20 protein-coding genes are annotated in these 18098 nt (G+C 60.1%); 7 read left to right on the top strand and 13 right to left on the bottom strand.

What is annotated here, in order from left to right; genetic code table 11:
* Positions 1-3: 3 nt before the first annotated feature.
* A complete protein-coding gene (locus BK670_RS17285; protein ID WP_123451479.1) occupies positions 4-1599 on the bottom strand; it encodes an FAD-binding oxidoreductase in 1596 nt (531 codons plus the stop codon).
* A gap of 208 nt (positions 1600-1807) precedes the next feature.
* Here BK670_RS17285 and gliR point away from each other — a divergent pair, with 208 nt between their 5' ends.
* Both gliR and BK670_RS17275 read left to right on the top strand, forming a co-directional pair.
* Positions 1808-2824: an AraC family transcriptional regulator GliR gene (gliR, locus tag BK670_RS17280; RefSeq protein WP_123451477.1), complete on the top strand. Its 1017-nt coding sequence runs from the start codon at positions 1808-1810 to the stop codon at positions 2822-2824.
* A gap of 515 nt (positions 2825-3339) precedes the next feature.
* Complete coding sequence (locus BK670_RS17275) at positions 3340-3705, top strand: DUF6124 family protein (RefSeq protein ID WP_123451476.1); 366 nt, start codon at positions 3340-3342, stop codon at positions 3703-3705.
* A gap of 60 nt (positions 3706-3765) precedes the next feature.
* Here the strand turns inward: BK670_RS17275 and BK670_RS17270 are convergent, their stop codons facing one another.
* The 4 genes from BK670_RS17270 to BK670_RS17255 all read right to left on the bottom strand — a co-directional run bounded on the left by BK670_RS17270 (position 3766) and on the right by BK670_RS17255 (position 8018).
* A complete protein-coding gene (locus BK670_RS17270) occupies positions 3766-4134 on the bottom strand; it encodes a glyoxalase superfamily protein (protein WP_095051026.1) in 369 nt (122 codons plus the stop codon).
* 198 nt (positions 4135-4332) lie between these two features.
* Complete coding sequence (locus BK670_RS17265) at positions 4333-5790, bottom strand: D-aminoacylase (protein WP_123451474.1); 1458 nt, start codon at positions 5788-5790, stop codon at positions 4333-4335.
* A gap of 1 nt (position 5791) precedes the next feature.
* Positions 5792-6652, bottom strand: coding sequence for a MurR/RpiR family transcriptional regulator (locus BK670_RS17260; RefSeq protein WP_123451472.1), 861 nt, complete (start codon positions 6650-6652; stop codon positions 5792-5794).
* Positions 6653-6668: 16 nt separating this feature from the next.
* On the bottom strand, positions 6669-8018 hold the full coding sequence (locus BK670_RS17255) for a GntP family permease (protein ID WP_123452816.1): 1350 nt from the start codon (positions 8016-8018) through the stop codon (positions 6669-6671).
* A 463-nt stretch (positions 8019-8481) separates the two neighbouring features.
* On the opposite strand from BK670_RS17255, the gene BK670_RS29655 reads away from it, so the two are divergent.
* A complete protein-coding gene (locus BK670_RS29655) occupies positions 8482-8643 on the top strand; it encodes a hypothetical protein (protein ID WP_185036792.1) in 162 nt (53 codons plus the stop codon).
* Between the two features lie 8 nt (positions 8644-8651).
* Here BK670_RS29655 and BK670_RS17250 read toward each other — a convergent pair whose 3' ends face one another.
* The 4 genes from BK670_RS17250 to mdaB all read right to left on the bottom strand — a co-directional run bounded on the left by BK670_RS17250 (position 8652) and on the right by mdaB (position 12081).
* Positions 8652-9269, bottom strand: coding sequence for a Fic/DOC family protein (locus BK670_RS17250; protein ID WP_123451470.1), 618 nt, complete (start codon positions 9267-9269; stop codon positions 8652-8654).
* A gap of 140 nt (positions 9270-9409) precedes the next feature.
* Complete coding sequence (locus tag BK670_RS17245; protein ID WP_123451468.1) at positions 9410-10303, bottom strand: NAD-dependent epimerase/dehydratase family protein; 894 nt, start codon at positions 10301-10303, stop codon at positions 9410-9412.
* 103 nt (positions 10304-10406) lie between these two features.
* Positions 10407-11318, bottom strand: coding sequence for a LysR family transcriptional regulator (locus BK670_RS17240; protein WP_123451466.1), 912 nt, complete (start codon positions 11316-11318; stop codon positions 10407-10409).
* A 172-nt stretch (positions 11319-11490) separates the two neighbouring features.
* Entirely contained in the window at positions 11491-12081 is a 591-nt protein-coding gene (mdaB, locus tag BK670_RS17235) for an NADPH:quinone oxidoreductase MdaB (protein WP_077570944.1), read from the bottom strand.
* Positions 12082-12265: 184 nt separating this feature from the next.
* Here mdaB and BK670_RS17230 point away from each other — a divergent pair, with 184 nt between their 5' ends.
* Positions 12266-12580, top strand: a complete 315-nt coding sequence (locus BK670_RS17230; protein WP_123451464.1) for a putative quinol monooxygenase — start codon at positions 12266-12268, stop codon at positions 12578-12580.
* Here the strand turns inward: BK670_RS17230 and BK670_RS17225 are convergent.
* Positions 12570-13334, bottom strand: a complete 765-nt coding sequence (locus BK670_RS17225; protein WP_123451462.1) for a sulfite exporter TauE/SafE family protein — start codon at positions 13332-13334, stop codon at positions 12570-12572. The two genes, BK670_RS17230 and BK670_RS17225, sit on opposite strands and share 11 nt — an antisense overlap.
* A 217-nt stretch (positions 13335-13551) precedes the next feature.
* Here BK670_RS17225 and BK670_RS17220 point away from each other — a divergent pair, with 217 nt between their 5' ends.
* The 3 genes from BK670_RS17220 to BK670_RS17210 all read left to right on the top strand — a co-directional run bounded on the left by BK670_RS17220 (position 13552) and on the right by BK670_RS17210 (position 15476).
* The gene (locus BK670_RS17220; RefSeq protein ID WP_123451460.1) at positions 13552-14433 is read left to right on the top strand and encodes a LysR family transcriptional regulator; all 882 of its coding nucleotides are present in this window, start codon (positions 13552-13554) and stop codon (positions 14431-14433) included.
* 194 nt (positions 14434-14627) lie between these two features.
* Positions 14628-15134: a flavin reductase gene (locus BK670_RS17215; protein WP_045123182.1), complete on the top strand. Its 507-nt coding sequence runs from the start codon at positions 14628-14630 to the stop codon at positions 15132-15134.
* 66 nt (positions 15135-15200) lie between these two features.
* A complete protein-coding gene (locus tag BK670_RS17210) occupies positions 15201-15476 on the top strand; it encodes a LysR family transcriptional regulator (RefSeq protein ID WP_123451458.1) in 276 nt (91 codons plus the stop codon).
* Positions 15477-15508: 32 nt separating this feature from the next.
* On the opposite strand, the gene BK670_RS17205 is transcribed toward BK670_RS17210, so the two are convergent.
* The 3 genes from BK670_RS17205 to BK670_RS17195 all read right to left on the bottom strand — a co-directional run bounded on the left by BK670_RS17205 (position 15509) and on the right by BK670_RS17195 (position 18097).
* Positions 15509-16069 (bottom strand): chorismate--pyruvate lyase family protein, encoded by a 561-nt coding sequence (locus BK670_RS17205; RefSeq protein WP_123451456.1) that lies wholly within the window; start codon positions 16067-16069, stop codon positions 15509-15511.
* An 81-nt stretch (positions 16070-16150) separates the two neighbouring features.
* Complete coding sequence (locus tag BK670_RS17200) at positions 16151-16516, bottom strand: ArsR/SmtB family transcription factor (protein ID WP_123451454.1); 366 nt, start codon at positions 16514-16516, stop codon at positions 16151-16153.
* 129 nt (positions 16517-16645) lie between these two features.
* Complete coding sequence (locus BK670_RS17195; RefSeq protein WP_123451452.1) at positions 16646-18097, bottom strand: efflux transporter outer membrane subunit; 1452 nt, start codon at positions 18095-18097, stop codon at positions 16646-16648.
* Position 18098 lies beyond the last annotated feature (1 nt).

Raw genomic sequence — 18098 nt, 5'->3', positions numbered from 1 at the left:
CCGTCACTCCGGCAGCAGCGTGCCGGGGTTGAGGCGCCCGGCCGGATCGAAGTGCTTGCTCAGCGCCTGCAAGGTATCCATCGCCAGTGCGCCTTTCTCCCGCAGCAGGTACGGCGCGTGATCCTTGCCGACACCGTGCTGGTGACTGATGGTGCCGTGGTTGTCGACGATGGTCTGGCTGGCCGCGTGTTTCAGCGCTTTCCAGCGCGCCAGCGTTGCCGGGTAATCCGCCGCCGGACGAAACACGTAGGTGGTGTAGATACTCGAGCCTTCGCCGTAGACGTGGGACAGGTGGGTGAACACATGCACGCGCTCACCCTCAGCGGCCAAGGCCGCGCGCAGGCTGTTTTCAACGAGGTTGAGGAGGTTGTCGACGTTGCTCCAGTCGGTGGCGGTTTCGAGGGTGTCGACCACGTAACCGGCGTTCCACAGGTTCTCGCGCAGGTAGGGGAAACGGAAGCGGTTCTGCGCCCATTTCTTGCCGAGCAAAGTGCCGGTGAACACGCCGCCAAAGGCCTTGAGGTGTTGTCGCGCCTGTTTCAGCGACAGTGCGTTTTGTCGACGATTGCCGGTTACGCCGAAGGTCAGCAGGCATTTGCCCGCACCGGCGCCGCGCAGGCTCAAGTACTTTTCCAGCCAGGCGATTTGTTGCGGATAACCGGCCAGCGCCAGTTGCGTTTCGGTTTCCACGGCATTGGACAGGCGCAGCATCGACAGCGGTACGCGCGCCTGAGCCAATTGGCGGATCGCCCTTAGCGCTTGCGGCCAATCGGGTAGAAACACACCGTAGAAACGCTCATCGGCAGGCAAAGCACTGACCCGCACCTTGACCTCGGAAATGATCCCGAAACGGCCCTCGCAACCGAGCACCACTTCGCGCAGATCAGGCCCGGCGGCAGAGGCCGGGAAGGTTGGAATCTGCAGCGGCCCGGCGAAGGTTTCCAGGGTTCCGCCGGCAAACAGTTGCTCGATGCGGCCATAGCGCAGCGACTGCTGACCGCTGGAACGACTGGCGACCCAACCACCCAGCGTCGACAGCTCCCACGACTGCGGAAAATGCCCCAGCGTGTAGCCTTTCGCACGCAACTGGCTTTCCACCTGCGGCCCACTCGCGCCGGGGCCGAACGTCGCCAGCAGGCTCTGTTCGTCGAGGTCGATCAGGCGATTCATCCGCGCCAGCGACACCGTCACCACCGGTCGCACCGACTGCGGCGGATTGATGTGCCCGGCCACCGAGGTGCCGCCGCCATAAGGGATCAGGCACACGTCCTGTTCATGGGCGAGCGCCAGCAACTGGCGGATGTGTTCGGCGGTCTCGGGAAACGCCACCGCATCGGGATAATTGCCCAGCGCACCTTCGCGCAACGCCAGCCAGTCCGGCAGGCTCTGACCCCGCGCATGCAGCAAACGATCATGGGCGTCGACGCTGTACAAGCTGTGCGCCGACAATCGCGAGGCCGGCACGCGGGCCATTGCGGCCTCCAGCGTGGCATCGGGCAGCGCGCGCCCCTCGCCCAGGCGCTCATGAAGAAATTCCGCGCCCTGGGCCGGCAACTCGACCACCGTGCTTGCATCTCCCCAGCCGTTCCAGCGTCGCATGCGTGTGTCCTTTTAACCGTCGGATCAGTGATGTTTCAGGCCTCCATACTAGCCAGCGGCCGTAAAGTGTCACGGTCGCATCCGGCCAGTTCATGTAGCCAATTGAGTCAAACGTCGCGCAAGCGTCAGCCATTTACTTTAGCCGTGGTTTCAAATTACCTTTCAGGCCTTCATTCGCCCACGCGGCCGTCGATCAAAGGAAGGGATCATGCAATCGCTCGGCTTCACCTCGGTTCCGCCCCTGCTCAAGTACCTGCGCCATGCCGAACAACTGGGCATGGCCATCGAGCCTGCGTTGGCGGCGGCGGGTTTGCAGGCGCAGCAGTTGAGCGACAACACCCTGCGTTTGCCCGGTGAGGCGCATGAACGCTTGCTGGATTATTTTTGCGAACACTCGGGCGATCCGCTGTTCGGCCTCAACGCGGCGAATTTCGTCCTGCCCAATTCGTGGAGTGTGCTCGGTTATATCACCATGAACTGCGCGACCCTCGGTGATGCGATGAGCCGAATCATGCCGTTCGAAAAACTGGTCGGCGACATGGGCGTCAGCCGCGCCGAGGTGCAGGACGGCCACGTACATTTGATCTGGACGTGTCGCTATCAGCCCCCGCGCATTCGTCGGCATCTGGTGGATAACGTCCTCGGTTCGTGGCTGCACTATGCGCGCTGGATCGCCGATACGCAGATGTCGCCGGCCGGGGTCTGGCTCGAACATACGTGCCCGGCCGAGGCCACGCCGGCGCAATACGAAGCGTTTTTCGGTTGCCCGGTGTTGTTTGATCAGCCGTATTCGGCGTTGATCGTACCGCTGGCGTATTTGCAGTTGCCGTTGCGTCAGGCGGATGCGCAGTTACTGCGAACGCTGGAAGAACATGCGCTGGGCTTGATGGCGACGCTGGAGGATGCGTCGCTTGAGCAGCAGGTGAAGAACATCCTGCGCCAGTTGCTCAAGGAAGGCTTGCCGCGCAAGGAGCAGGTCGCCGAACAGCTCGCTGTGTCCGTGCGGACGTTGCAGCGACAGTTGCATCAGGCGGGGACGTCGTATCAGCAGATTCTGGATGATTTGCGTCAGGAACTGGCTGAGCATTATTTGCTCAACAGCACGTTGCCGATTCAGGACATTGCGCAGTATCTGGGGTTTACCGAACCGCGCTCGTTTCATCGCGCGTTCAAGAGTCGCCGGGGGATGCCGCCGGGGGAGTTTCGGCAGATGCATCGCGGGTGAATGTTCCGGCCTCTTCGCGAGCAGGCTCGCTCCCACATTCGATCTCCGTTGTTCACAACGTTAATGTTCACCGCCGACTCAATGTGGGAGTGAGCCTGCTCGCGAAGACGTCAGTCGCAGCACCCCAGTCCGACAGATAAGTCGCCTGCTTCATCGCACAGCAAACACCGCTAACCAAAGGTGTTTAAGGACACTCTGCGTTACGCGAAACAGCCCACAAATCCTTGCGCCGCTGCCTACGCCTGCGCCAGAATCCGCCGGCTTGTGCGCCCTGAGCATGCTGCGTAACTTGATTCGGTCACTGATTCCCAGTGATCGGGTTTAGTAGCCCGGAGGTAATTCTGCTGGTCGTACATTCATCACAGGTGCTCGCGTACCTGAGCTTGATGGTGGCTGTACGCAGGGCGCTTCGGCGCGCCGGCTTAGCTGAGTTCCCCGGTCTACTAACCTGCGTACAGCTGCCACCCTTTCGTTTAGTAGCCAAAGGGTTGCCGCTCAACAACAGGAACACAGCTATGTTCAAAGTAACGCCAAACCCGCCGGTCACCGACCCGGCCTCCCCCTACGAATCCGCCGATTCAAAGAAATTCCACGAAGCCGCCGAGCGCGCCCTCGACCACTATCTCGCCCCACCCGTCGCGCAAATCATGGCCAAGCCCTACCAACCCAACCGCCTCTACATGGCCAACCCGGCATCCGCGACCGAGCCCTTGCTGGTCGACGCCTGCGAAACGCTGGGCTCGGCCTCGGTAATGCTCAACGACTTCGCCGCCGTGCTCGAAGGCTCGCACCGCAAGACGCTGCAAGGCATCGCGCAAGTGGTGATGGTGGCGGAGATGGCAGTCAATCAGGTGCTGGATAAGTTCGTGCCGACCGAGTAACGAAAAAGCCCGCAAACAAACCGTAAGGGTTTGCCTGCGGGCTTTTCCATATGTCTCGGCTCAGAGACAGATCGCGTTGGTAAACACCAACCGATTACCAAACGGATCGACAATCGTCATGTCCTGACTGCCCCACGGCATCGCCTGAATCCCTGGGTGCGAAAACTTGTAATCCTTGGCCACCAGCTGCTGCTGAAACGCCTCCAGCTCATCGGTCTCGATACGCAATGCCGAACCCGGCGTCGCATCGCCATGATGCTCGGACAGATGCAGCACACACTCGCCCCGCGACACCTGCAGATACAGCGGAAAATTCGCCTCGAAGCGATGCTGCCAGTCGATCTTGAAACCCAGAAAATCGACGTAGAACTCGACAGCTTTGGCTTCATCGAAGATCCGCAGGATCGGGGTGGTTTTGCCGAAGCTCATGGGGTGCTCCCTGACTGATTGGCCCCACAGTGTAGACGGGGTGGATGTCAGCAATTCGGCTTGGGCTGGCGTTTCTTTAATCGCACAGTGCCACTATGAGACACAGTTCAAAAGATCGCAGCCTTCGGCAGCTCCTACAGAAGGTCGCATTCCCATGTAGGAGCTGCCGAAGGCTGCGATCTTTTGACGTCAGCAGAATCACTTAAACCCGTCGCGTAAATTCCCATCGCGTGCGAGAAACCGCCCTTTCCTGCGACCATTCGCCTGCCCGTCGCGATAGCTCAGAACACCGTTGATCCAAACACCGTCGATGCCCAACGCCGCACGTTGCGGGTCGTGAAAGTCGGCCACATCACGCACAGTCACCGGGTCGAACAACACCAGATCCGCCCAATAGCCTTCACGAATCTCGCCGCGTTCCTTCAAACCAAACCGCGCCGCCGACAGACCGGTCATCTTGTGCACCGCGGTGTGCAATGGAAACAGCCCGACATCACGACTGAAATGTCCCAACACCCGTGGGAATGCGCCCCACAGACGTGGATGCGGGAAAGGATCTTCCGGCAGTCCGTCAGACCCAACCATCGACAACGGATGCGCGAGGATTCTTCGTACATCCGCCTCGTCCATGCCGTAGTACACCGCGCCCGCCGGTTGCAGGCGTTTGGCGGCATTGAGCAGCGGCAGATTCCATTCGGCGGCGATGTCGATCAGGTCGCGGCCGCTGACTTCCGGGTGCGGCGTCGACCAGGTGATGGTGATGCGGTGGGCGTCGGTGACTTGCTTGAGATCCAGCGTCGACGAGCTCGCTGCATACGGGTAGCAATCGCAGCCAACCGGGTGGGTTTTTGCTGCCTCCTCCAATGAGGCGAGCAATTGCGGACTGCGCCCCCAGTTGCCGACGCCGGCACATTTGAGGTGGGAAATGATCACCGGCGACCGCGAGTGACGGCCGATGCTGAACGCTTCTTCCATCGCCTCCAGCACCGGTTCGAATTCGCTGCGCAGGTGCGTGGTGTAAACCGCGCCGAACGCGGTCAGTTCTTCGGTCAGTTGCTTCACTTCATCGGTGGAGGCGTTGAAGGCACTCGCATACGCCAGGCCTGTGGATAAACCCAAGGCGCCGTGCTCCAGACTTTCGCGCAGTTGCTCGCGCATCGCGGCAATTTCGTCCGGCGTCGCGGTACGAAACAAGTCATCGAGGTGATTGCTGCGCAGCGCCGTGTGGCCGACCAATGCGGCGACGTTCAGCGTGGTGTTGGCCGCTTCGACTGCGGCGCGGTAATCGCTGAAGCGTGGATAAACGAATGCCGCCGCCGTACCGAGCAGGTTCATCGGATCCGGCGGATTGCCTTTCAGACTGACCGGCGAAGCGCTGATCCCACAGTTGCCGACAATCACCGTGGTCACGCCTTGGCTGAGCTTGGGCAGCATCTCGGGTTGGCGAATGACCACGGTGTCGTCGTGGGTGTGCACATCGATGAAACCCGGCGCCAGCACGCGGCCGGCGGCGTCGATTTCCTCGCTGGCGCTGATGTCGTGCAAGTCGCCGATGCGCTCGATGCGTCCGTTAAGAATCGCCACGTCGGCGCTGTATCCGGGCGTGTTGCTGCCGTCGACGATAAGAGCGTTGCGAATCAGGGTGTCGTACAGCATGTCAGTCTCCCAGCGGCAGGTGATCGTCGCCGCCACGGTATTCGTCGAGGGCGAGTTTGATCCGCCGCAGACGCTCTTGATTGTCTTCAGGATTGGCCAGCGCCAGCTCGGTGGCGAGCACGTCGATGGCGAGCAGCATGCCGTAGCGCGCCGCCGTCGGCTTGTAGATGAACGAGGTTTCTGCGCCTTGCAGCGGCAGGACAATGTCGGCCCGTTCGGCCAGCGGCGAATCGGCGCGGGTGATGGCGAGAATGCGCGCGCCGTAGTTGCGCGCCAGCTCCACCGTTTCCAAAAGCTCTGGAGTGATACCGGTCAGCGAGCAGACGATCACTACCTGTTCGGCGTTCAGGCTGGCGGCGGTGACGCGCATCATCACCGCGTCATGACACACGGCAATCGGGTAGCCGAGGCGCACCAGTCGAACCTGCAATTCATCGCTGCACAGGGTCGAGCAACCGCCCATGCCGAAGGCGTGAATCATTCGTGCCTGACCGAGCATTTTCACCGCATCGGCAAAGCGCGATTCGTCGAATCCGGCCAGATGCTGGCGCAGCGTGGTTTCGATATCACCGACGATCTGCCCGTAGAACGCCGACTGTTCAGGCGTGCCCGCCGGGTCGAGAAAACGGCTGCCGACACCGCTGGCCTGAGCCAGTTGCAGGCGCAGATCTCGTAAGTCGCGGCAGCCCACCGTGCGGGCGAAACGCGACAGTGTGGCGGTGCTGACTTCGGCGCGTTGCGCGAGGTCTTCGAGGCTGGCGCTGGCGGCAAAACCGACGTCATCGAGCATCAGCCGGGCGATGCGGCCTTCGCCGGCGCTGAAGGAATCCTGGCGGGCGCGGATCTGGTAGAGGATGTCCATGGGCGGCAGACTCCGGTTACAGCAGGTAAGAAAGGCCGACGGTCAGACCAAAAGCGACCAGCGAGATCAGCGTCTCAAGCACGGTCCAAGTCTTGAACGTCTGCGCGACGGTCATGTTGAAGTATTCCTTGATCAACCAGAAGCCGCCGTCGTTGACGTGGGAAAAGATAACCGAGCCCGCGCCGGTCGCCAGCACCAACAGTTCAGGGTGTGGATAACCCAGACCAATGGCCACCGGCGCGACCACGCCGGACGCGGTGGTCATGGCCACGGTCGCGGAACCGGTGGCGATGCGCATCAACGCGGCGAACAGCCAGCCCATGAGCAGCGGCGACAGGTGAAATTCGTGGGCGAGGCCGACAATCTGATCGGTCACGCCAGCATCCACCAGAATCCGGTTCAAGCCACCGCCAGCGCCCACCAGCAGGGTGATACTGGCGGTCGGCGCCAGGCATTCGTTGGTGAATTGCAGAATCGATTCACGGTTGAAACCCTGGGCGATGCCCAGCGTCCAGAAGCTCAGCAAGGTCGCCAGCAGCAAGGCAATCACCGAGTTGCCGATGAACAACAGGAACTGGTTGAAGCTGCTGCCCGGCGTGGAAATCAGGTTGGCCCAGCCGCCGATCAGCATCAGCACCACCGGCAATAGAATGGTCGCCATGGTGATGCCGAAACCCGGCAGTTTGTCGCGGGGTTCGCGGTCGAGGAATTGCTTTTCCAGCGGGTTATCCGCCGGCAATTGAATACGCGGCACGATGAATTTGGCGTACAGCGGACCGGCAATGATCGCGGTCGGAATGCCGATGGCGATCGCATACAGCAAGGTCTGCCCGACCGACGCCTGATAGGCCTGCACTGCCAGCATCGCCGCCGGGTGCGGCGGCACCAATGCATGCACCACCGACAGGCCGGCCACCATCGGCAGACCGACCATCAGAATCGACACGCCGACGCGGCGCGCCACGGTAAAGGCAATCGGCACCATCAACACGAAACCGACTTCGAAGAACAACGGCAGGCCGACCAGAAAGGCGATGCAGACCATCGCCCAATGCGCGTTCTTCTCGCCGAACTTGTCGATCAACGTGCGTGCCATCTGCTCGGCGCCGCCGGACTCGGCCATCATCTTGCCGAGCATCGTCCCCAGCGCGACCACCAGCGCAATATGCCCCAGCGTCTTGCCCACCCCGGCCTCATACGCCCCCACCACCCCCGACGGCGGCATCCCCGCGACCAGTGCCAGGCCGATGGAAATCAGGGTGATGACAATGAACGGGTTGAGCCGGTAACGGGCGATCAACACGATCAGCGCAATGATGGCGACGGCGGCATAGACCAGCAGCCAATAGCCGAAGGAAGGCGTCATGCGGTACTCCTCGAAAGGGTCACGTTCGAATGGGTTGTGAAACTCATAAATCATTTCGAGATCGAGATTTCAAACCGCATGAAAGTAATTTTCGTGGAGAGGCAAGACGTGTCGCTGAGGGGTATGTCTTGTCGTGATTAATGAAAATCGTGGGGCGGGATTTACATGGCTTTTCGGTGAACGAGAAACCAATGTGGGAGCGAGCCTGCTCGCGAAGGCGGCTTCACATTCAACATCTCTGCCGACTGAACCACCGCTTTCGCGAGCAGGCTCGCTCCCACATTTTTGATCGCATTCCTCCAGACAGGATGCGCAAAACCTGTGGGAGCTGGTGGACGACTCAAACCATTTCGTTACGAATCCATTCAATCACCGACGTGCGCTTCGGTGCCCAGCCATAGACATGTTTTTCAAATCCAGCCAAGCGCTATACTCGCCTGACAACCTCCGCTGAGTCCCTGCCATGAGCCCCACGCCTCGCACCCGAAAAAAACTGACAACCGAAACGTTGATTCGCGCAGTTGCCAGTTCGACAGCCATCGAGACGGGTCAAAGCGTGGAGACCATTGAGCGCAAACTCAAACTCAAGTCCAGTAAGTTCCTGCACTTGGCGCTGGCCAAGTAGCCTCGACCTCAAGTCCATAATGCCTGCCGGACCCAATACTCCATGGGTTCGTAGTTGCAGTTCAGCCCTTGGTTGATGGCTGCAAAATAAGCCTCTTTGTTTCGCTCCCAACTGCTGTAGTCCAGCGGCACATAGCCCGCCTGCACGGCCATGACATCTGCCAGTAATCGCGACAAGCGTCCGTTACCTTCGCGAAAGGGATGAATAAGAATGAACTCGACGTGCGTTACAGCAATGGCGCGAATCAGGTTCTCGTCCAGATCGGGCCGACATGGCGTGTATTTGGCAAGACAGTCCCTTTCAAATCCATCGAGCAACCGAGGAATCTGCGGCGCAGCGGCGAAGAAAAATCCATCCTTGCCCAAATTTACCGCACGGACATCGCCAGCCCATGGATAGAGGTTCCCGAGCCAGTGTCGATGCCAATCCTTCAGATCCTGAACAGTGAGTGCCCGATCAGGCAAATGCTCGATGAGTACAGATTGGTAGAGTTTCTCCAACAAAACCAGCTCTGCATCATCCATGTCTTCGGGCTCGATAATTCCCAGTTTATTGCTCAGCACTTGATCCCTCGAGCCAGGCTGAAAGCTGCTCTGTGCACCTTCTGCGTCGTAACGGTCAATCATCCTTGTACCTGCTGAACTGGCGATGTTCAGAGCACCATAGGTCTGGCGTGACACAAGCGCAAAGCCCGAAACGAAAACGGCTGCCCAATGGCAGCCGTTCTAAAGGGTGATCACAAAGCCCGGCGGGGCTCAAACGGCAATCACACCATTTCGTTACGAATCCATTCAACCACCGACGTGCGCTTCGGTGCCCAGCCCAGCCGTTCGCGGGCGTGTTTGCCGCGTACGCGGCTGTTGGAACCGAGGCCATAGTTGGCCATTTCATAGCCCCATTCGGCTTCGGCGTCTTGCAATGGCCAATCTTGTGGTTGGCCCAGGTTCAGCGCTTCGGCCATGGCAGTGGTCATGTCGATGAACGATGCTTCGCCGCTTTCAACGAAGTAGAAAGTACCGGGAACGTTCTTGGTCAGCGCCAGCAAGTACAGGGCAACGACGTCTTCGATGTGCACGTTGGACCAGATGTTCTGGCCGGTGCCGACGTGGCGCACGACGCCGCTTTTACGGGCCTGCTTGAGCAGACGCGGCAATTGCACGCTGTCGCGGATGACGCCCAGGCTGTGGCCGTAGATCAGCGTGTTGCAGATGACGGCGGAGTTCACCCCGTCCTTCGCCGCCGCGAGGATCAGGTTGTCGATCGCCACCCGCGCGGCTTTGTCCACGGTCGGTTCCGGCAGGCTGTCTTCGTAGTAGATGACGTCGCTGGATTTGCCGCCCGACGCATCGCCGACGATGCTCGAACCACTGGTGTGCAGGAACACTTTGTTGGAACCGCGCAAGGCGTCGAGCAACGCTTCTACCGCGCCGCGATGGTCGCTGCTGGCGGCGTTGATCACGGCGTCGGCAGCACGGGCCTGTTCGGCGAGCAATGCTTTGTCGTCGAGGGTGCCGATGACCGGGGTCATGCCGAGTGCTTTGAGCTCAGCCGCTTGCTCAGGGTTGCGCACCAGACCAGTGACTTGATGCCCGGCCTTGACCAGGCCACTAGCGATGGAGCCGCCGATAAAACCGGCAGCGCCGGTGACGAAAACGTTCATGGAGAAACTCCCTGCGTGAATAAGTGATGGGACGAGTATCGACCTGTGGGTCCGAGGGAAAAACCCGCCCTCAACCAAATCACTGTTGCGCAGAGATCACGAATCAGCCCTTGAAATCGGCGCTGGCGTAAGCGGCGAGTTTGCTCTGGATGAAGTCGAGGAAGCATTGAATGCGCAACGCCAGTTGCGAGTTGCGGTAGTACACCGCGTTGATCGGCTGGCGATAGCCGCTGTTGAATTCACCGAGCAGGACTTTCAGGCGCCCGGCCCGAATGTCATCGATGGTCATGAAGTGCGACAGGCAGGCGATGCCCTGCCCTTCCAGCGCCAGATGGCGCACGGTCTCGCCACTGGAGGCGCTGATCGCCGGGGTGATCGGCCAGCGGTCGCCGTGCACATAGCGCAGCGGCCATTGGTTGAGGCCTTCGTTTTGGGTGAAGCCGAGCAGGGTGTGTTCGCTCAAGTCCGCGACTTGCTGCGGCGCGCCACGCTTTTCCAGATAGGCCGGGCTGGCGACGATCAGCAGCGGACTGCACCCAAGCGAACGCGCGTGCAGCGTCGAGTCAGCGAGGGTGCCGATGCGGATGGCGATGTCGGTGCTTTGTTCCAGCAGGTCAATGATCAGGTCATTGCTGTTGAGTTCGAGCTGGATGTCCGGATAGAGACGGCGGAATTCGTCGATATAAGGGACGACCGCGTGGAGCATGAACGGCGACGCGGCGTTGATCCGCAAACGTCCGGACGGGATCTGCTGGCGTGAGGACAGGCGTTCTTCGAGTTGATCCATCTGATCGAGAATCAGCTTGGCCTGTTCGAAGAAATACTTGCCCTCCTCGGTCAGATCCATGCGCCGCGTGGTGCGGTTGATCAACGTGGTGTCGAGCTTGGCTTCCAGCTTCGACAACGTGCGGCTGACCGCCGACGGCGTCTGGCCGACCTGCTCGGCGGCGGCGGAAATCGAACCGCATTCGATCACGCAGACGAAAATCTGCAACTCATCGGATCTGGCTTTCACGGGTGTCCTCTAATCGAATGCACATTCATTGTGGCGAGGGAGCTTGCTCCCGCTGGGGTGCGAAGCAGCCCCCTGCTTTTACCTCAAGAACAGGGGAGCGCTGCGCACTCCAGCGGGAGCAAGCTCCCTCGCCACAGGGTTGGCCAAGCTATTCGATAGTAGCTTGAAACACTCAGGCCTTGAGGCCAAACACCTCGGTCAAATGCTGCTCATAACGCGCCACATCAGCTTCGATGTTTGGACGTTTCATCACGTCGACACAGAGGAACGTCGGCAAACCGGTCATGCCCAGAAACTCATTGGCCTTGTGAAACGGGAAGTACACCGCGTCCACGCCTTTGGCTTCAAAGAAATCAGTCGGGTCATCGAAAGCTTGCTGCGGTGCGTTCCAGGTCAGCGACAGCATGTATTGCTTGCCCTGAATCAGACCGCCGCTGCCGTACTTCTGCGACGCATCGGAACGGGTGCGGCCGTCGCTGGCGTAAAGGCTGCCATGGCCTTCGGTGAAGACTTCGTCGAGGTACTTTTTCACCGTCCATGGCGCGCCCATCCACCAGCCTGGCATCTGGTAAATGATCACGTCGGCCCAAAGGAATTTGGCGACTTCTTCAGCAACGTCATAGCCCTCGTCGATGAAGGTGGTCTTGACGTCGACACCGCCACGATCGAGCACGCTCAGTGCGGCTTCGTGCAGGGTGGTGTTGTAGCGACCGTCGGAGTGAGCGAATTTCTTGCCGCCATTGAGCAACAGCACTTTTTTCATGAGAAAGCCTCGGCGCAGCCATTGGGCTGGATGGAGAAGGAAAACTGGAATGGCGGCAGATTAACGATCCGCCTCGCGCGGAATAAGGCCGGATTGCGCAAAATACATTTGATCAAAAATCACGAATCCATCACCGATTGTTGCAATAACATCCGCGGCATTCTGAATGTGAGGAGTCGTTGTGATGAGTGAACGCTTGGGTTTTATCCTGCACGCCAAGACCCGCCCGGAACAGGCCGAGGCTTTCGAAGCGCTGTTTCGCGCCTATGTCGAGCCGAGCCGCGCGGAGCCGGGTTGCATCGAGTACCACATGCTGCGCGATAAAGAAGATCCGACGCTGTTCATCTTCTACGAGATCTGGGCCTCCCAGGCGCATCTGGATGTGCATTCGAAACTGCCGCACATGAAAGCGTTTTTTGAACGTCGCATGGATTTTCTGGAGCGCGATTTTGATATCCGCCAGATCGACATGCTCAGCGAAGCCTCGGCTAACCGCTGATCAACAAGTGGGCGCCGAGCGCGCCCAGACCGATGAAGAACACCCGCTTGAACAGCACGGCGCTGATCCGTTCACGCAGCCATTGGCCAAGCAACATGCCGAGAATGGCCGGAATCAGCGCCAGCAGCGAAGCACCGAGTTCGCCACCACCGAGGGCGCCCCGCCAGAGCAATCCTGCGGCCAGCGCCAACGTCGAGACGGTGAATGACAGCCCCAGCGCCTGCACCAGTTGATCGCGATTCAAGCCCAGCGCTTGCAGGTATGGCACTGCCGGAATCACGAAGACGCCGGTGGCCGAGGTGATCATGCCGGTGATCAAGCCGCACGCCGGACCCAGCCAGTCTTCATGGCGTGGATTTACGCTAAGCGTTGGCAGAAACAAACCACTCAACGCATAGAGCAACAACGCCGCGCCCAGCCCGCGCACCACCCAATGCCCGCCCGCCATGCCGATCGACAACGTGCCGATTGCGGTGCCGAGGAAGATCATCAGCAGCATCGGCCAGAGGCGTTTGATCAGTACGTTCAAATGCCCGCCGAATGCCAGTTGCCAGACATTGGTCAGGGTTGCCGGGATGATCAGTAAAGCGGCTGCCTGCGCCGGCGGCATAGCCAGACCGAGCAACCCCATGGCAACGGTGGGCAGACCGAGGCCGATCACGCCTTTGATCAGACCGGCGAGGACGAAGGTCATGATGACTAGCAGGGACAGGGCCAGGCCGAGGTGTTGGTAGAAATCTGTGAGTGTGTTCATGGCGCTACTGTGCGCCGGTCCGGGTTGGCTGGAAATCTGCCATATACTGAGGCTGCCTCTCGCCTGACAAGAGGCTGATATTTTCTTTAAAGCCTCTGGCCCCTTCGCGAGCAGGCTCGCTCCCACATTGGATGGGTGTCGTACACAACTCCCCTGTGGGAGCGAGCCTGCTCGCGAAAAGGCCAGCCCGAACACCCTAAAACCAGAGGCTGCCCTCATGCACTTCGACCTCACCGACCTGCGCCTCTATCTGCACATCCTCGACACCGGCAACATCACCGCCGGCGCCGCCCGCAGCCATTTATCCCTGGCCGCCGCCAGCGCCAGAATCCGCGCCATGGAAGCCTCGCTCGGTACCGATTTCCTCGAACGCGGCCGCCGTGGCGTCACGCCGACAGCGGCCGGTAAGGCGCTGGCGCATCACGCACGCATCCTGCTGCAACAAGCCGAACGCATGCGCCAGGATCTGGCCGACTATGCCCAAGGCGTCAAAGGTCAGATTCGGCTGTTGTGCAACACCACAGCGATCAGCGAATACCTGCCGGAAGTGCTGGCGACCTTCTTGCGCGATCATCCCAATCTGGATATCGACCTGCAGGAGTTGCCCAGCGCACGCATCACTCACGCCTTGCGCCAGGGCGCGGCGGATATCGGCATCGTCTCCGATGCGGTGGACACCAGCGACCTGCAGACCCAGCCGTTTCGCGACGATCCACTGGTACTGATTCTGCCCCTCGATCACCCACTGTCCGACTCGAACGAAGTCAGTTTCAGCGACACCTTGCGCCATGACTTTGTCGGACTGCGCGCCGACAGCGCGTTGGCGGTCTATCTGGAAGAACAAGCGCTGCATGCGGGCGCGCGCCTGCAGTTGCGCATCCGCGCCGACGGTTTTGAAGGTGTACTGCGCATGGTCGCGTTGGGGGCCGGGATCGCCATCGTGCCTTCGGCGGCCATCGAGCGCGTGCCCGCGCAACGTTTCAAAAGCCTGCCACTGCACGAACCTTGGGCGCGCCGAAAACTGCTGTTGTGTGCACGTGATTTCAGCGCGTTGCCAGCTTATGCCAAGACCCTGCTCGAGGCGTTGTCAGGTGTTTGAGAAGCACGCATCGCGGTTGAATACCCGAACGAAATTTTCTGCAAAATAAGCATCAGGAATAGCTTGCAAGGTACGGATACATACGTACTATATCGTCAGAGCGAACGTGTTGCCCGATACCGTTTTCGCACAACGACAACGGCCAAGGAAGAACGGATCGGCTCCCAATGACCTACATGGAATGAGGTGACGCTGTGGTTGATTCAACGGAGTTTCGTAATGCAATGGCGATGCTGGGGAGTGCCGTCACCATCGTCACCACCGATGGCCCCGCCGGGCGCTTCGGGTTTACCGCCTCGGCGGTGTGCAGCGTGACGGATTCGCCGCCAACGCTGCTGGTCTGTGTCAATCGCTCGTCGTCCAATCACGAGCATTTCAAAACCAACGGCGTGCTGTGCGTGAACGTCTTGACCGGTGGGCATCAGTCGACGTCCGGGGCGTTCGCCAACCGGCAGCTGACCATGCAGGAGCGCTTTTCCAGCGTGAACTGCCAGACACTGGTGACCGGTTCGCCCGTCATCGCCGAGGCGTTGGTGAGCCTTGATTGCCGCGTCGCCAAGATAGACGAGGTCGGCACTCACAGCATTTTTTACTGTGAAATCCTCGAACTGCAGCACAGCGAAGCCACGGAAGGCCTCGTCTACTTCAATCGCAATTACTACCGTCTGAACGACGAGCTGCGCCTGGCCCCGGATCAGTGACTCCCCTCCAGGCCGGCGTGCGGCAATGGCGCACACCGGCCTGGAAGGCAATACAGGGAAGTGACCATGCTATTCAATGAAGACAACTTCGCGGATATCGACCTGAACCTGATCATCATCTTTCTGGTGCTGTTTCGCGAGCGCAGCGTTTCGCGCACGGCTGAGCGCCTGAACGTCAAACAACCGGCCATCAGTGGCTCGCTGGCGCGGCTGCGCAAGCGCTTCGATGACCCGCTGTTTCTGCGTTCATCGAGAACCATGCACCCCACCTCCAAAGCCGAGCAACTGGCGCAGGCGTTAACCCCGGCGATCAGCCAGATCGAAGCGGTGATTCGGCTTTGACCTTGCGGGAGCCTGCTCCCGCAACGCATGCCTTACGAGGCCGATTTCAAGCCCGAGGCATATTCGATCCGCGCCCAGAACGCCGGCAGAAAACACTCACTGACAAGCAATGCCGAGCCATTGCGGGTAAAACGCGAACGCCGCGCCAAGAGGCGTTTAGCCTGGGGGGCGAAGCGGTGGGACAGTGTCGCCAAGGGCACACCGGGGGATAACAAAGCACACTGAAACGGTTCACGCAGCGTCTGTTCCGAAGCGTAGAGAATCTCCGCCAGCGGTCGCCCGCCGTAGTCATTCAATTCTGCCCAGTCGCCGTTCAACGCCGGCATGCTGGTCAGACTGCGTGCCGTGACACACGCCTCGCCATCGAGCCTCATGACCACTTCACGTACCCAGCCAGTACTGGCCGCTGGCACGTTCAAGGCTTGCGCCTCATCCAGGTTGAGCATGCCCTTTGACTGCTCGACCACTTCGATGGAATAGGCCCCCATGGCCTTCAACCGCGGCGTCAGCGCCCCCGGCAGAAACAACCAGTGATGTTCCGGTTCGGTCAATTGCGCCAGTGGTCGCGACGACCAGTAATGACTCGTATCCATACCGCACTCAACCTCCCTGTTGATCTTCAATCCATTTGCTCGCGGCGATGGGACAAGTCCTTCTGCGCCATGTCGTGGTGGTCACTCTGTACTGTTGTCTTCTGTCACTTCGTGCTTGCTGATCACATCGACGGTCTGCTCATCGAACTTCACCGCCGTGAGCAGCGAGTCGAGCAGGCCCGGGAAACGCACGTCCATGTCTTCGCGACGCAGCGACAGCAGGTTTTCCCGACCGTAAGGCCGTTGCCAAATCAGACCGCTGTCACGCAGGACCCGCCAGTGATGGGTCATGGTCGACTTCGATGCCCCCTTGAGAATGCGGCCGCAGGGGTGTTCCTGGCCATCGGCCAACACCTTCAACACCGTCAGACGCAACGGGCTTCCCAATGCAGACAGGACATTTTCTAGAAGGATCTGATCCTGATTGGGATGATTCGGGACGTTCATAGGTAGGTACCTTTGATGATATAGGCGGGAGAAAACTTGTTTGGATTCGTCTATACGAGAACAGTAAGACTATACACAACAAGCCCCTCCCCCGCGACAGCCGTCCCGGTAGCTACGGTACGCCGGACACTACAAGCCAGCGCTTCGCGCGCCCTGCAGCGGCGGCTCCTGGAAGCCGCCGCCCAGCGCCGCCATCAACGAAATCGAGCTGTCGATGTGCTTGCTATTGAGGAACGCAAGACGCATTTCGTCCTGAATCAATTGTTGCTCGATGTTAAGCGCATCCAGGAACGTGTCTTCCCCCGCCTTGTAGCGCGACTGCGACAAATCGTAAGACGACTGGGCAATCGTGCAGGCATCCCGCTGGACGACAATCTGCTGCTCGAAAGAGCGCAGTTGCGTCACAGAAATCGCCACTTCATGCAGCGCCGAACTCAACACGCGGTTGTACTGCGCGATCGAACTGTCCAGTTGCGCGTTGCCGGCCTTGAGGTCGGAACGCAGCCGTCCGGCATCGAAGATCGGCAGGGATACGGTGGGCGCGACATTCCAGAACTTACTGACACCTGCGAACAGCGCATCCCCCGTTAACGCATGGGAGCCTGCGGCCGCCACCAGATTGATGTTGGGATAGAACGTGGTCTTCACTGCTTCGATGTTTTTGCTCTCGGCTTCGACCCGCCAGCGCGCCGCGACAATGTCCGGGCGGCGCCCGAGCAGTTGCGCAGGCAATTGCGTCGGCAACGCCACGACACTGGCCCGCAGGCTGGATGGACGCTCGATGGTACGAGCACGATCAACGCCTTTGCCGATCAGCGCAGACAACTGCAAGCGAGCGATTTCAATGTCTTCGTTGGCGCCGATCAGCGTCGACTCCGACCGCGCCTTGAGGCTCTGCACCTGCTTGAGTTGCGACAGGTTATCCAGCCCCGAGCCGTAGCGTGAGTCGGTCAGCTCCACCAGTTTGCTCAGGCGTTCCAGATCCCGACGATTGAGCTCCGACACCTGCCAGGCATAGGCCAACTGGTTGTAGGCCTTGACCACGTTGACCGTCAGAATCAGGCGCGACGATTGCAGATCGACTTCCGCCGCCATGGCGCTGTTGAGCGCCGACTCCCAGGCGGCACGCTGGCCGCCCCAGAGGTCGAAGGTGTAGTTGAAGTTGACCGCCAGATTGCGCGCAGTGAAATACTTGTGCCCCTCGCCGCTGTAGTCCTCGAACTTCGACAGTCGCCCCCGGGTCACGCCGGCCGCCGCGTCCATTTCCGGATAGCGTTCGGCGTCACGCAGGTCGAGAAACGCATTGGCCTTGGCCACCCGCGCAGTGACTTCCTGCAAGTCCGGGTTGCTGGCATAAGCCTCTTCGATCAACGCCCCCAGACGTGGATCACCCAACGATGTCCACCAGTCGCTGCGCGGCCACTCGGCCGGCGGCAGTTGGTCCTTGAGGCTGTCGGACGGCGCCTCGCCAAGCGACAGCAGTTTGCCCTGATGATTGATTCCGGCGTAGTTCACACACCCTGCAGACAGCAGGATGGATACCGCCAGGGGCGCCAGCATGAAGCGTGTAATCCGATACATG

The sequence above is a fragment of the Pseudomonas fluorescens genome, assembly GCF_003732425.1.
Classification (GTDB): domain Bacteria; phylum Pseudomonadota; class Gammaproteobacteria; order Pseudomonadales; family Pseudomonadaceae; genus Aquipseudomonas; species Aquipseudomonas fluorescens_BE.
This window is presented reverse-complemented; position numbering and strand designations above follow the sequence as displayed.

Bases quoted from the DNA above. Each gene is read 5' to 3' on its own strand.
- BK670_RS17285 (WP_123451479.1), bottom strand. From the start codon at position 1,599: ATGCGACGCTGGAACGGCTGGGGAGATGCAAGCACGGTGGTCGAGTTG.
- gliR (WP_123451477.1), top strand. From the start codon at position 1,808: ATGCAATCGCTCGGCTTCACCTCGGTTCCGCCCCTGCTCAAGTACCTG.
- BK670_RS17275 (WP_123451476.1), top strand. From the start codon at position 3,340: ATGTTCAAAGTAACGCCAAACCCGCCGGTCACCGACCCGGCCTCCCCC.
- BK670_RS17270 (WP_095051026.1), bottom strand. From the start codon at position 4,134: ATGAGCTTCGGCAAAACCACCCCGATCCTGCGGATCTTCGATGAAGCC.
- BK670_RS17265 (WP_123451474.1), bottom strand. From the start codon at position 5,790: ATGCTGTACGACACCCTGATTCGCAACGCTCTTATCGTCGACGGCAGC.
- BK670_RS17260 (WP_123451472.1), bottom strand. From the start codon at position 6,652: ATGGACATCCTCTACCAGATCCGCGCCCGCCAGGATTCCTTCAGCGCC.
- BK670_RS17255 (WP_123452816.1), bottom strand. From the start codon at position 8,018: ATGACGCCTTCCTTCGGCTATTGGCTGCTGGTCTATGCCGCCGTCGCC.
- BK670_RS29655 (WP_185036792.1), top strand. From the start codon at position 8,482: ATGAGCCCCACGCCTCGCACCCGAAAAAAACTGACAACCGAAACGTTG.
- BK670_RS17250 (WP_123451470.1), bottom strand. From the start codon at position 9,269: ATGATTGACCGTTACGACGCAGAAGGTGCACAGAGCAGCTTTCAGCCT.
- BK670_RS17245 (WP_123451468.1), bottom strand. From the start codon at position 10,303: ATGAACGTTTTCGTCACCGGCGCTGCCGGTTTTATCGGCGGCTCCATC.
- mdaB (WP_077570944.1), bottom strand. From the start codon at position 12,081: ATGAAAAAAGTGCTGTTGCTCAATGGCGGCAAGAAATTCGCTCACTCC.
- BK670_RS17230 (WP_123451464.1), top strand. From the start codon at position 12,266: ATGAGTGAACGCTTGGGTTTTATCCTGCACGCCAAGACCCGCCCGGAA.
- BK670_RS17225 (WP_123451462.1), bottom strand. From the start codon at position 13,334: ATGAACACACTCACAGATTTCTACCAACACCTCGGCCTGGCCCTGTCC.
- BK670_RS17220 (WP_123451460.1), top strand. From the start codon at position 13,552: ATGCACTTCGACCTCACCGACCTGCGCCTCTATCTGCACATCCTCGAC.
- BK670_RS17210 (WP_123451458.1), top strand. From the start codon at position 15,201: ATGCTATTCAATGAAGACAACTTCGCGGATATCGACCTGAACCTGATC.
- BK670_RS17205 (WP_123451456.1), bottom strand. From the start codon at position 16,069: ATGGATACGAGTCATTACTGGTCGTCGCGACCACTGGCGCAATTGACC.
- BK670_RS17200 (WP_123451454.1), bottom strand. From the start codon at position 16,516: ATGAACGTCCCGAATCATCCCAATCAGGATCAGATCCTTCTAGAAAAT.
- BK670_RS17195 (WP_123451452.1), bottom strand. From the start codon at position 18,097: ATGTATCGGATTACACGCTTCATGCTGGCGCCCCTGGCGGTATCCATC.